This window comes from Serratia sp. N21D137 (assembly GCF_047530005.1).
GTDB lineage: Bacteria > Pseudomonadota > Gammaproteobacteria > Enterobacterales > Enterobacteriaceae > Chania > Chania fonticola_B.
The window spans coordinates 146,545-160,858 of record NZ_JBLJAJ010000007.1 but is presented as its reverse complement, the minus strand read 5'-3'; the positions used below and the strand labels follow the sequence as shown (position 1 = coordinate 160,858).

Sequence of the window (14,314 nt, the reverse complement as noted above, 5' to 3'; positions counted from 1 at the left end):
ATCCGATCTATTTTGGCCGCCAGCGGCGGCAGAGAGAGTTATTATCTGGTAAGCGATAAGTAAATGCATCTGCGGGACGTTATGGAGCAAGCTTATTTGTAGCAGGCAATCCATTTTGCGCAAGAATGCTGGTATTCTTGGTCGGTGCTGCTAACACATTTCCGACGGTGAAAACCGCCGCGTAAGAGATTATTTGCAGCCCGGCAGGGCTGCATTCTGGGGAAATCATGGTTGCTTTATGGATGGTCGCTGCCAGCGTGTTCTTCGCGCTGATGGGGGCCTGCATCAAACTGGCTTCGGCCAAGGTCGGTTTCTTCGATATTATTTTTTACCGTTCATTGATCAACGTGGCCATCGTGGCGGCGCTGATAAAAATCAAAAATATCGGTTTTCGTACCCGCCATCTTGGCTTGCACATGAAGCGCGCCGCGATTGGCAATGCGGCCATGTATTGCGGCTTCTATGCGCTGATCCATCTGCCTATCGCTACCGCAACCACGCTGGGCTATACCAATCCGATTTTCCAATCGGTGATCACCTTCGTCACGGCAAGAGGCCAACTGACCGGCAGGTTGCTGTTCTCGGTGCTGCTGGGCTTTGTGGGCATCCTGATCTTGTTGCGTCCAGATGTACCGAACGGGGAATATACCGCCACCTTGATTGGCTTGCTGTCAGGATTGCTGACGGCACTGGCCTATTTCAACGTCGGCAAACTGGTGCGTACCGGGGAGCCTGAACTGCGTGTGGTGTTCTACTTCTCTCTGGTTGGTACCTTGTTCGGCGTGGTGATGAGTTCGATTGTCGGATTCGCGGCGTTGGATGCCACCAGCCTGCTGTATGTCTGCGCTATCGGCGTATTCGGCAGCCTGGGGCAGATCACCATGACCCGCGCCTATGGCGGCGGCAATGCGGTCACCGTCGGCATTCTTTCCTACAGCACGATCATTTTCTCCACGCTGCTCGGCTACCTGATTTTTGCCCAGACCCTGTCGTTTATCGCCGCGGCGGGCATGGTGCTGATCATCCTTTCCGGAGCGTTGGCCATTTTGCGCCGTGCACCCGCTAAAAAGGTAGCCACGGCTTCGGTGTGATTTTGCCGCTCTGGCCACCTGCAACAATGCATCATAGTGCTGCATTGTTGGTGGTTTTGGCGGTCTGCTCTGAACGCTATGATGAGCGCCTGATATTTTGCGGGTGAGGTGATTTGCCTGCGTATTTAGGGAGAAAATCATGTCCGACGGTGTAGCCGTTGATAAAACCGCGCGAGCCAACACGGCCTCCTCGCCTGGAGCCATTGCACTGTTTCTAGCGCTGGCATTGATGTCGGCACTGCTCAACAGCAGTGCACCAACGCCGCTTTATCCCTTGTACCAACAGCAACTGGCACTGACCTCGGTCAGCCTGACCCTGATCTACGGGGCTTATGCCGCTGGCGTACTGATTTCCCTGTTCGCCGTGGGCAACCTGGCTGGCAAGGTAAAAGATTTACGCAGCATGATCGTCCCGGCGCTGCTGGTGGTGTTGTTGGGAGCATTGCTTTTTGCCCTGGCTGATTCATTTTCCCTGATGTTGATGGCTCGCTTGCTGGCCGGTGTAGGCACGGGGGCGTTGACCGGTGCGGCAAATATTGCGTTGGTGCGTTTTGGCCCTGCGGACGGTGGCAAGCAGGCGGCGCTAATTGCTACCTTGTCCTTTACTGCCGGGTTGGCATTGGGGCCGATTTTTAGTGGTATAGCGTTGCAGACCGGTTTTCATACCACCTCGCTGCCGTTTGTGATCATCATGGCGGTGGCAACGATTGCCGCTTTGGGGATTATGCTGAGCTGGCCTGTGCGCGTGGTGGTCAAAGCTGGCGTCCGTTTGGCTGAGGATACTGGGGCAGGGGAAAATACCTTGGCTGCGGGCCTGCGCGCGACCGGGAGCCGGTTTTTCGTGTGTGCCGGCGCGCTGTTTGTCTGTTGGGCGCTGGCTGCCAGCATCCTGGCGATCGGCCCCAACGTGGCGGAAACGCTGCTGGGTATGCAAAACCGCAGCAGTTTCGGCTATGTGATTGCGGTCTACCTGCTGATTGCCGGGGCCAGCCAGATCCTGAGTCGTCAAATCAATGCACGCCATTCGCTGATGTTTGGCTGCCTGGCACAGGCGTTAGCGGTGGTGGTCTTTGCCGAAGCCATTCAGATCCATTCACTGGGGCTGGCCGCTGCGGGGATGGTCATTGCCGGTTATGCTTACGGAGCCATCTTTGTCGGCAGTGCGACGCTGGTTAACCTGATTTCACCCCAAGCCAGCCATGCACGCCTGATCTCGCTGTTCTATGTGATTGCTTATGTTGCCAACTGGGTGCCCATTCTACTTGGCAGTATCATCGACCATGCCAGTCTGCATCTGGCGGTAAACCTATTATTCCTGGTGACTGTCATCGTCTGTGTGGTGTTGGGGTTATGGGTTACGCGAGTGGGCTTCCCGCGCTGAACCTGGCTATTTGGCTGGTGGTCGCTCTTGTGATCACCGCCTTTATTCAATCATGTGGCTAGCGGTTTTTTCGCGTAGGATGATGAAAAAACGCCCTATTTTTGTGATTAATATCTCATTTTAATGATTGCAATGCATCAATTTGCACTATTGATGTGATTTTTATCACATCGTATTGACTGATTTCGCGTAAACTGTGTGGATTATTTTTAGCGGATCAGGATTATGAACGTCATTTTTGCCATTGCGGTAACTACCGGTATTCTCTCCGGCGTATGGGGCTGGGTTGCCATCAGCCTTGGGCTAATCAGTTGGGCGGGCTTTCTTGGCTGCACGGCCTATTTTGCCTGCCCGCAAGGTGGCCTCAAGGGCTTGGCGATCAGCACGCTGACCTGCTTGAGCGGCGTGTTCTGGGCGATGGTCATCATTCACGGCAGCGCGTTGGAACCTGCCTGGAGCATTCTGGGCTACCTGCTGACTGGCATCGTCGCCTTCCTGATGTGCATTCAGGCCAAACAACAATGGTTAGGTTTTGTTCCCGGGACTTTTATCGGTGCCTGCGCCACCTTCGCCGGTGATGGCAACTGGCCATTGATCACCGTCTCACTGCTGGTCGGGCTATTGTTTGGCTACGCCATGAAAAACAGTGGCTTGTGGCTGGCCGCACGCCGTAAATCGCCCTCTGTAGCGCTGGCCGAACAAGCCTCCACCGACGCCTGAAAGGGCGTCAGTATCTTGCCTCGCCTCTTTTTTAATCAACATTCCGATGGCGTGTATCCAGGTCGTGTCCTACCATGGGACTACGACCAATGATTGTTGATGGTTAAGCAACGTTGAATTTGTTAATAACGGAGAGCTTAAAGATGGCGATAAATCGAAACGAGAACCAAACGACGCTGGACGACGATCTGAGAATGCTGAGTGACACACTGCAAGACGTGTTGGATTACTCTGGCGATCGAGCCGATCAGGCTTATACGGATATCAAAGCCCATGCCGAGCGGGCGCTAAAAGACATCAAGTCGCGTCTGGCAAATAGCTCCGAATGTTATTACGTGCGGGCGAAAGAGGTGGCATGTCGTGCCGATGACTATGTCCGTGACAAGCCTTGGCATAGCGTTGGCATTGGTGCCACGGTAGGTTTGGTGCTTGGGCTATTGCTGGCCCGCAAGTAACACCAATGAGCGCGATAGCTGCCGAATAGTGTCACAGGAAGGAGTCATGCAGAACGCCGACACGCCGTAAACCCGTCCCTGGGGGCTCGCAATCGCGCATCCATGCGCTCAACGGTCGGCTAACCTGCAATGACTCCCTCCTGTCTCAAGCTTCGGGTGTAGCGCTATTAAACATAGCTATTTAGCTACTGCGTACCTTATTGCTTTCCCAGAATTACCTCCACCAGGTAGGTTTTAGCCTCATCAGCCAAGGTAATCACCGCTTCCTGCTGCAACACACCATCAATCATCACCTGCGTTTCTCCTTCCCCTTGGCGTAGGGTGAAGTGATATTCACTCTCCCCTTCACGGTAGGTTAGGGTGACCGGTGGCCAATCTGCCGGTAAGCGGGTATGGATGGAAAGCGTATTGCCGTGGCGTTTTAGCCCCAGCAGCGACTCGACGATCAACCGATACATCCAGCCCGCCGAGCCGGTATACCAGCTCCATCCTCCGCGCCCAACGTGCGGGGCGACCGCGTAAATATCCGCCGTGGCGACATAAGGTTCGACCTTGTAGCGCTCCGCCGCGGTGCTATCCAGGCTGTGGTTGATGGGGTTGATCAGCGCCATCAGTTCCCAGGCGCGCTCGATATTGCCCATCTCGGCAAACGCCATCACTGCCCATACCGCCCCGTGAGTGTATTGACCGCCGTTTTCTCGCACGCCGGGCAGATAACCCCGGATGTAGCCAGGATTCGGGCCGTTGCCGTCAAAAGGTGGGGTCAGCAGTTTGATGATGCCGGCCTGGTCGTCCACCAGGTGCTTATCCAGAGATTGCATTGCTTGTGCGCTGCGATCTTTGTCACCCGCACCGGAAAGGATCGACCAACTCTGGGCGATGGCATCAATGCGACATTCTGCCGCTTGGTGTGAACCCAGCGGTTCTCCACTATCGAAGTAACCACGGCGATACCATTCGCCATCCCAGGCGTTGTTGTGCAGGTTGGCGCGCAGTTTTTCTGCTTCCTCGCGGCACAGTTCTGCCAGCTCCAGATCGCCGCGGTGGGTGGCCAGTTTGCCGTAACGTTGCAGAATATAGAACAGGAAGAAGCCCAGCCAAACGCTCTCACCTCGGCCTTCCAATCCCACCATGTTCATGCCGTCGTTCCAGTCACCGGCACCCATTAGCGGCAAACCATGCTCGCCAAAGGTCAGGCCATGCTTCAGCGCCCTGGCCCCGTGCAGATACAGGCTTTCTTGTTTCGAGCTGACACCAGGCTGTTCATAAGAAGACTCTTCACCCGGTGCCAGTATACGGGCCTCCAGATAACCCACCTGTTCGTCGAGGATCGACGAGTCTTCGGTCGAGTCGAGGTAGTGGCAAATGGCCAGCGGCAACCACAGGTAATCATCGGAGCAGCGGGTGCGCACCCCGTTGCCCTGCGGTGGATGCCACCAGTGCTGAACGTCGCCCTCAACAAACTGGCGCGAAGCACACAGCAGGATCTGCTCACGCATCCGCTCAGGCAAGGCATGCGTCAGGGCCAGGGTATCCTGGAGCTGATCGCGGAAGCCAAATGCGCCGCCGGACTGGTAATAACCGCTGCGCGCGTGAATGCGGCAGGAGAGGGTTTGATACAGCAACCAGCCGTTAGCCAGCAAGTTAACCGCGGGATGAGGCGTACCGATTTGCACCTTGTTGAGGATCTTGTCCCAGTGGGCAGCGACCTGCTGCAATTCGTGTTGCAATGCCTCTTCGCTGAGATACTGACGCAGCAGAGATTCGGCTTCGTCGGCATCTTGTCCCAGACCAAGCGCAAACACAAAGCTGCGTTGATCGCCATCGATCATGCTGATGGCCGATTGAACTGCGCCACAAGGATCCAACCCGGCACCGGTCTTGCCGGATAACCGCCGCAGCTTAAGTACGGCAGGAGCGGCCAACGAACCGTTACGGCCAATGAATTCCCGCCGATCGCCAGTGACTGAGCAATGGACGCCGGTAACGCCGAAGAACGCAGTACGTGGCGATCCGCTGCTGGTGTAATGGTTGGTGGCGAGGATGCCACAGCCACCAGGCGGTGTGGCTACGCGGGTGACCACGTGCATCGCCGATTTCTGGCGCAAATCACCGAGGATTAGCTCGGCATAGCCGGTAGTCGAGAGCTTCCGCGTACGGCCAGAAGTGTTGGTGAGCGTCAGCAGGAACAGTTTCACCGGAGCGTCTTTGGCAACCAGCATCGTCAACTGGCTGTCGATACCGCCTTCCCGGTGTTCAAACACGCTGTAACCAAAGCCGTGACGCGTCAGGTAATGACCGCGTCCACGGGCGGGCAGCGGCGTTGGTGACCAGACGTGACCACTCTCTTCATCGCGCAGATAGAAAGCCTCGCCGCTGCGATCGCTGACCGGATCGTTATCCCAAGGCGTCAGGCGGTATTCATGCGCATTCTCATACCAGGTGTAGGCTTGGCCACTTTCAGAGATCACCGAACCGAACATCGGGTTGGCGATAACGTTTGACCACGGCGCTGGCGTCACCTTGCTTTCGTTCATGGCGATCACATATTCGCTGCCATCCTCAGAGAACCCGCCAAATCCGTTGTAGAACTGGAGTTTGTCGATGATTGGCAACTGTGGCGAATGCAAATTACGCGGCAGATTGGCCATGGTAGCCAGTTTGGAGGAGGCGGTCGGCGGCCCCAATGGCTGTTGCAGCGTTTGCGGCAATTGCAACCGTTGGTTGAGTTGCTCCGTCAGGCCACCGCGGCGGTCATCCAGATAGATCCGCGCTACGCTCAGCAGCAAGGTGTGATCTTCCGGTGACATATGTTCACTGGAACGGACGAAGATCCCTCCGGGTTTGTCCGTCAGGGAAGACTCCATCCCGGCGGCGATCAGCCCCATGATCCGATTTTGCAGATCTTGCCGGTAACCACCGGAATCCTCATTGAGGATCACCAGGTCGACCAGCAATCCTTTCAACCGCCAGTAGTTGTGCGCCTGAATGAGCTGTTGCACCAGCCCGATATTCTCACTGTCGGTGACGGACAGCAGCACGATCGGCAGATCGCCGGAAATCGAATAGCCCCACAGGCCGGACTGCCCGCGGCGGTTATTGATGATTTCATTGCTGGCGGCACGCATTTCCTGCGCCGGGAACACCACCGCGCTGGCCAGGCGATTAAACAGATTGGCGTCTTCTTCGTTAGCGTTCAACTGGCGCAACACCACCTGGCTGTGCGACCAGGCGAGTTCGAAAATACGGTCGGCCATATGGCGGTCGCGATACTTCTCCAACATCGCCAGGCTGGTGGCGCGGTCTTCACACACGCCGTAGAAGATATCCAGAGTCAGCGGCACGTTGGGTTCCAGCCGGATCCGCTGACGGATGGCGATGATCGGATCGATCACCGGCCCGGCGCTATTGGTCAGGGGTTGATTCTGATATAGCGCCTGCGGGTTGGCTGCCGTGCGGCCACGGCCGATAAACTTGGCCCGGTCGGTTTCAAAGGAGGTTTTACTGCTGGCACCCTGGACCGACATCATATGCAGCAACCACGGCGATTTCTCTTTCGGCTCACGCGGACGGCGATGGCACAGAATGGCATCCTGTTCCGGCAACAGTTCGGTTTGGACAAACAGATTGCTGAACGCCGGGTGCGCCAAATCGTTGCTGGCCGGGGCCAGCACCACTTCGGCATAGCTGGTGATCTCAATGGTCCGCGGCTGTTTGCCCCGGTTCACCAAGGTTAAGCGCCGCAGTTCGATGTCGTCCTCAGGGGAGATCACCACCTGGGTTTTCACCGACAGTAGCCCCTGCTTGCGTTGGAATTCCGCCCCGGCATCGTTGAAGACCGCGCGATAGCCGCCTTTCTCGGTTTCGCCGGTAGGGTGCCAGGTATTGCTCCACACCTCGCCGGTTTGCGGATCGCGCAGGTAGCAGAACGCCCCCCAGTTATCGCAGGTGGCATCCTCACGCCAGCGGGTCAGCGCCAGATTCTGCCAGCGGCTGTAGCTACCGCCGGTTTGGGTGATCATCAGGTGGTAGTTGGCATTCGACAGCAACTGAACTTCCGGGATCGGTGTATCCACACGGGTGAATTCACGTGCGGCGAAGCTAGCCGGTTTAATCGCGCCTTCATGGGTTTCGAAGTGGCGGCGGGTGCTGTACAGCTCAACCGCATCAGGCACCCGTTCCTGCAACAGCAAACGGGTTGACTGGAAGGCGGGGTAACTGGCAAAGCGTTTCACCATTGGCGCATCCAGCAACAGGTGTGACAGCGCCAGGAAACTCATACCCTGGTGGTGAGCCATATAGGAGCGAACAATGACATACAGCTGCCCCCGGCTGAGGCGTGAAGTGGTGTAGTCCAGCGCTTCATAGAAGCCATAACGGCCCTTGGCACCGTTTTTTTCCAGTTCCACCAGGTTGCTACAGGCACTGTCGGGATCGACAATCAGCGCCATCATGGTGGCGTAAGGGGCGATCACCATGTCGTCACCCAGTCCACGCCGCAGCCCTAAACCCGGCACACCAAAGGCGTGATACTGGTAGTTTTGCAAAGCGTCAAAGCCGAAGTAACCGGACTCGGAAATCCCCCACGGTACACCGCGCTCTTTGCCCCAGGCAATTTGCCGCTCCACTGCAGAGCGGCACATCTGTACCAGCAACGTATCGGGATAGGCAGGCATCACCAGTTGCGGCATCAGGTACTCAAACATCGAGCCGCTCCAGGACATCAGCGCTGGCTCCTTGTCGATCACCGTAAACAGCCTGCCTAACGCAAACCAGCTCCGTTGTGGAATTTGGTTGGTGGCAATGGCGACATAGTTGGTCAGGCGGATTTCCGAGGCCAGCAGATCGTATTTACCACTGTCGGCACGGTTTTGATCGCAGTTGAAACCGACGGTCAGCAAATGGGTCGCTTCGTCATACAGGAAGCTGAAGTCCATTTGCGCCATTGCTGTCAGGCGTTGGGCCAGCTGAACCAACTGTTCCAGGCGTTCCCTTGCCAATTGCTGTACGGCATCCAACTGCGTTTGCTGTTCTGTCGACAACGTCAGTTGTTTAGGTGGGTTGGCCAGCCAATGCAAACCAGGGATTTGCTCCAGCTCCGGCATGCTGTCGCTCAGCCAGCCAAACCATAATGCCCATTCGGCGCACAGTTCGTTGAGCTGCTGGTGCAGGTTGCCGGCCCAGCGTTTGACCTCGTCACCCTGTTGCAGAGCGGGTTCCTGCAATCCATTACAGTGGTTACGCATTTCATTGAGTTCAGCCTGTAGTGCCGCCGGATGGGCGTTCTGCGCCTGTTCCCAGTGTTTGCGCAGTTTGGTTAATCCTTTCGGTGCGGCGTTACCCCAGTGTTGCTCCAGTATCAGCAACGTATCTTCTAATCCGGCCAGAATACGGGCTGGCTCGATAACTGGCTGCATGGCTAACCCTGGCAGGCCCGCGCTCAGGGTTAGCAGATGGCCCGCGAAATTACCGCTGTCCACGCTGGAAACATACCGTGGATTCAGAGGTTCCAGAGTGCGCGTGTCGTACCAGTTGTACAGGTGACCACGGTAATGCTCCATGCGATCGAGCGTATTCAGCGTCAGGGTAATACGCTGCAAGGCCGAACTGAGGGTGATATAGCCGAAGTCATAGGCGGTAAGGTCGGCCAACAGCGCCAGCCCGATATTGGTGGGTGACGTGCGATGTGCCACCACCGGCTCTGGAATTTCCTGGTAGTTATCCGGCGGCAGCCAGTTTTCCTGCTGGTTGACAAAGGTGGCAAAAAACTCCCAGGTTTCTCGGCTGCTCTGGCGCAGGAAACGGCGCTGGCGATCGTCGATGGCCGTTTTGCTGCGCTGTGGCTCCAGGCTAAGCGAATAAAGCAGGTACGGCGACAGGATCCACAAGGCGGCCAGCGGGATAGCGGCTAACAGCGCTACCGGGCTGGAAAAAGCGGCCAATAGCAACAGTGCAACACCTGCCAACGGGTTGATCCACAGGTTACGATAAAAATTCGCCAGCGTGACGGTCAGGTGGTGTTTGGATTGGTCGAAGCTGGTCCACTCTTGCAGATTGCGTTTGCTGATCAATAGACGCCACAGGGTGATACCAATGGCCTTTAGGCTGAACCAGGCTTCATGAGGTAGCTCGGCCAGACGCAGGCCAATCTGAGACAGCCGATGCAGTGAGCCCTTCAGTGCCAACTGCAAGTGCTGAATAACAGGCCGACGCGGGGGCTTACGCACCACATCCTGCAACAGCGCCAGTAGCGTAGGCAGCAGCAGAATAATGGCGAACACCGCCAACCAGTATGGGGTATCCGGTAGCCAGGTTAAGCCAAAGAACAACAGCAACAGAAAGCAGGGGGCTACCAGGCTGCGGCGTAGGTTATCGAACAGTTTCCAGCGCGACAGGGGGCTTAATGGGTTAGCGGCCCGCGAACCGTCTTCGGTGATGACGCGGGGCAACAGCCAGTTAAACAGCTGCCAATCGCCGCGGATCCAGCGAGTACGGCGGGCAACATCGACCAGATAGTTGCTTGGATACTGCTCATAGAGCAAGACATCGCTCAATAAACCGGAACGGGCATAGCAGCCTTCCAGCAGATCGTGGCTTAACACCAGGTTTTCCGGGCAGGTGCCCTTCAGGCTGTGGGAGAAGACGTCAACATCATAAATCCCTTTGCCGATAAACGAGCCTTCGCCAAACAGATCCTGATAGATATCTGAAGCCATCTGGGTATAAGGATCGTTGCCCGGCGTGCTGCTGCACAGGGCAGCATAACGGCTCTGACCATAAGCGGGGATCTCTTCGGCCATGCGGGGTTGCAGGATGGCATAACCCTCCACCACTCGCTGCAGTTTGGCATCATACTGAGGTTGATTCAGGGGATGGGCCATAGCGGCGATCAGCCGGTGTGCAGTTTCACGCGGTAGCACGGTATCGCTGTCCAGGGTGATCACGTATTTGACGTTTTTCAGCACCTCCAGCCCTTGGCCAACCTGAGTGGTAAACGCATTGCCACGGTTACGCAGCCAGTCGTTCAGCGCGTTCAACTTGCCACGTTTACGCTCCAGCCCCATCCAGCTCTGCTGTTTTTCATTCCATTGGCGATCGCGATGGAACAGGAAAAAGTGGCTTGGCCCTTCGCAGGCATACTTTGCATTGAGCTCGTTCATCTTTTGGCTGGCATAGGTCAGCAGTTCGGTATCGTCGGGCTGCTGTTGCCGGGGCGAGTCATTGAAGTCGGTGAGCAGGGCAAAATGCAGGTGTTTAATGGCGTTGCCCAGATAACAAACTTCCAGCGTGTTGATCAACTGGTCAATGCCGGACTTGCTGCTTATTAGCGTGGGAATGGCAACCAGCGTACGGAACTCTGCCGGGATACCACAGGAAAAATCCAGCCTTGGCAGCGGCTGTGGAGAACGGCTGCGGGTGGTGATCTCACTGAGCAGACTAATGACGAACTGAGCGAGCACCATCCCCAATGGGAACAGCAAGATCAACAACCCCCAGGTGAGTCCGGTTTGATGGGCATGGCGTAACAGCAAAGCCCAGCAGGCCGTCGTGAGCAGGCTGATGCTGCCCAGCCAGGAAAGCAGTGGGGATTGGCTGAGCGCCTGACGGATGCGCGTAATACGGCTAAGCCGCACGTCAAGCTGTTGCTCTAACTGCGTGCGGCCATGGTCAATCAGGTAATAGCCGATGTGATGAGTGCGTGGATCGTTGCGGGGGTCTTCGGCGGCGATCCGTGCCATATTCAGAGCGTGTTGTGCGACTTCCACCTCGTTGTGAGAACAGTGGCGAGCCAGCCTCTCGATCACATGGCGATAGTTGTCACGGGTATCGAAATGCATTAAAGGATAAACCCCGGTGGGGTCTTCGCGCAGCGTCTGATCGACCTTGCTCATGGTCTCAACAAATTCTGCCCAATCCATTTCACTCAGTTGCCGCAGGCCAGCGATACTGTTGCTGACGGAAAGTTGGCTGACCGCCAGTTGCTGGTTGAAACGATGGATAAGCTCGTCGGAGGTCAGGCTGACTTCGGCCAGGCGTTGCTCAACCCAGGTCAGCGGTAGCGCCAGCATGGTGCCGTGCCCCTGTAGACGACGCACCAGTTCCGCCACGAAGGCGCTGGTGCGGGGCGGGTTGGAGCGCGCCATATCGGCAATCACAATGATCAGGTTGGCCGGATCGTTTTCCGCCGATTCCAGCATTTTAGTCACCCAACTATCGGCCAGGCTGCGTTCTTCCTGTGCCTGAGCCACTTCTACCGCCACGCGGCGCAGGTTTTCAATGAGTGCCAGCCTCAGCATGCCCGGTAGCGCCCACAGCTCGCCCAGGGTCAGATTGGCCTCTTTTTGGTAGGCGGCAATATAGCGCGTCAGGCTCTCGGCATCCCATCGCCCGTCGCCATGAGCAATGGCTTCGGTGGCGATATCGAAAATGCGTGGGCAATTGTGCGGGGCGGTTAACTGTGGCAGCCCACGGCCGAAGGTTTTCGGCAGATGGTGCCGAACGACGCGGATCTGCTCCTCGATAAGATAAAAGTTATCCAGCAGCCAGTCGCCCGCCGGGGTCATGGTGTTTCTCTTGTCGTTGCTCAACCTGCGGCAACTGTCCGTTAATACCTGCTCGTTGTTATCGAGACGTTTGAGCAAATAGTAGGGCGTTTTATGGGTTGCCAGCTTATGGGAGCGTGCCAGGCGCTGGCCATAGCGTTCCATTTGGTCGACCGAAAACAGCTCTGCCTTGATGTTGCTGGCGGGAGGGGTTTCGGCCGTGGCACGGTTATGCCGTAAGGGCAACCGAGCTACTTTGGGGTGTCGGCGCTGCTTCTTTAACCAATTGATAAGTATTTCTTTCACGCAAAAAGCTCCTTTCATCTGACCCAAAGGACAGCGGGTTAATACCGTTGGGAGGCTGTGAACATCTTGATTTAACTATCGATTTGATATGACAAGATTTCACTGCGGCAGGAACATGACGTCTAAGTATAGTTCCGCCGTGCGCGTGTGGTTGTTTTTTAATCTCAAACTTCAATTTTAATAAATAATTAGCGACGCAAGGTATAGGTTAATAGACGCTATTTTTCCGCCCGTGAGGGTTGATTTACCGTATAATTCCCCACATAGCGTTTGGTTAATGAGGTGGCAGTGGAACAACTTTCGGGAGTGCTGCGGCGGTTACGTCAGCAGCTTGGGCACGATTTTCCCCGTGAAGCCGGATTTCGGCAGTTAACTCTGGTGGTTCCCGGCCATCTGAGCGATATGTTGCTGGAGTGGCTGGCGGCGCAGGTGCTGTTCCCTCAATTCTACTGGCGTCATCGCGAAGGGCGGCAGGAGGCGGCTGTGTGCGGCGCTTTGCGGCAGTTTTCACACCCTTCAATGGCGCAGGCATTCGTGAATGCCTATCCTGCGGCCCGTTTGTGGGGGCTGACTGCCTTTGACGGTGACGCCCAGCTGTTTTTGCCGCGCCTGGAAATTCTCAACCGCCAAGGCAAGTGTGAACTGACGCTAAACCTGTTTTCTGAACAAGCATTGAGTGATGATGCCCAAGCGGCGCTTGCCTGGCTTGAAAATCTGCTGGTAACCAAACCGATCGAGAATTTACAGGTGAACGTGCTGTCGGTGCAGCATCAGCCGGAACGTTCCGGGTGGGAAATCATGCTGCGCGATGCGCTGAAGGCGATAAATCGGCAGCAGATGGATAAGGTGGTTTTGGCGCGCAGCTCGGTGTTGACGCTGGAGAGTCCGTTGTTTGCTCCTGCGATGATGGCCGCCAGCCGCAGGGTGAATCACCAATGCTACCACTTTATGCTGCGCTTTGATGCACATTCCGCATTTCTTGGCTCCAGCCCGGAAAGATTGTACCTGCGTGAGGGAAAACATTTGCTGACTGAAGCGTTGGCGGGGACGGTTGCCAACCATCCCGATGAGCGGCAAGCCCAGGCACTGGCCCAGTGGTTGCGGCAAGACGGCAAGAACCAACAGGAAAACCTGCTGGTGGTTGATGATATCTGTCAGCGTTTGCAAGGCGGTGCCAGAGCGGTCGATGTGTTGCCACCAGAGGTGGTGCGGTTGCGCAAGGTACAGCATCTGCGGCGGCGTATTGAAGGGCAACTGAACCAGGGTGATGATGCCGATTGCCTGCAACGGCTGCAACCGACGGCTGCGGTCGCCGGGCTGCCGCGCCAGGCCTCGCTAGAGTTTATCCGCCAGCATGAGCCTTTTTCCCGCGGTTGGTATGCCGGCTCTGCGGGTTATCTCTCTGCGTCACAGGCGGAGTTCTGCGTTGCGCTGCGTTCCTGCCAGATCGAGGATGCTCGTGTTGAGCTGTATGCCGGGGCGGGGATTGTGGCCGGTTCCGATCCGGCGCAGGAGTGGCAAGAGATCGAAAACAAGGCGGCGGGCTTGCGCACGCTGTTGCAGTCAGAACATTCTGGGCCGGTACATTGAGCAGGCCGATCTTCGTGTGTAAACTTGTTGTGTTTTATATGTTTCTTTTTTGTTCTCTTTCGGGGCGCTATTGGGCATTGATGGGTCGAAATTGATTTATTGCAGGCCACCTGCCACAGGGAAATACGGCGTTTTTGCGCCAGCGCAAAAGCCGTAAAGATAATTACTTATATAATTCAGAGTTATGATCCCCGGTTCGCTACCTCGTTTGGGTAGGCTTCGGCGCGT

The 14,314-nt window shown here is 56.3% G+C and carries 6 protein-coding genes; 5 read left to right on the top strand and 1 reads right to left on the bottom strand.

Annotated features, from left to right (window positions below; all coding sequences use genetic code 11):
- The first annotated feature begins 227 nt into the window (after positions 1–227).
- From ACMV5H_RS08380 to elaB, 4 genes are all read left to right on the top strand, one after another.
- On the top strand, positions 228–1,091 hold the full coding sequence (locus ACMV5H_RS08380) for a DMT family transporter (RefSeq protein WP_021805984.1): 864 nt from the start codon (positions 228–230) through the stop codon (positions 1,089–1,091).
- Between the two features lie 139 nt (positions 1,092–1,230).
- Positions 1,231–2,472, top strand: a complete 1,242-nt coding sequence (locus ACMV5H_RS08375; RefSeq protein ID WP_414821696.1) for an MFS transporter — start codon at positions 1,231–1,233, stop codon at positions 2,470–2,472.
- A 225-nt stretch (positions 2,473–2,697) separates the two neighbouring features.
- On the top strand, positions 2,698–3,192 hold the full coding sequence (locus tag ACMV5H_RS08370; RefSeq protein WP_115158196.1) for a DUF1097 domain-containing protein: 495 nt from the start codon (positions 2,698–2,700) through the stop codon (positions 3,190–3,192).
- Between the two features lie 143 nt (positions 3,193–3,335).
- Positions 3,336–3,647 (top strand): stress response protein ElaB, encoded by a 312-nt coding sequence (gene elaB / locus ACMV5H_RS08365; RefSeq protein WP_166732998.1) that lies wholly within the window; start codon positions 3,336–3,338, stop codon positions 3,645–3,647.
- A gap of 197 nt (positions 3,648–3,844) precedes the next feature.
- Here elaB and ACMV5H_RS08360 read toward each other — a convergent pair whose 3' ends face one another.
- Positions 3,845–12,496, bottom strand: a complete 8,652-nt coding sequence (locus ACMV5H_RS08360; RefSeq protein ID WP_414821695.1) for a GH36-type glycosyl hydrolase domain-containing protein — start codon at positions 12,494–12,496, stop codon at positions 3,845–3,847.
- A 288-nt stretch (positions 12,497–12,784) separates the two neighbouring features.
- Between ACMV5H_RS08360 and menF the strand changes: the two genes are divergently transcribed.
- The gene (gene menF / locus ACMV5H_RS08355) at positions 12,785–14,086 is read left to right on the top strand and encodes an isochorismate synthase MenF (protein ID WP_115158193.1); all 1,302 of its coding nucleotides are present in this window, start codon (positions 12,785–12,787) and stop codon (positions 14,084–14,086) included.
- The last annotated feature ends 228 nt before the right edge of the window (positions 14,087–14,314 follow it).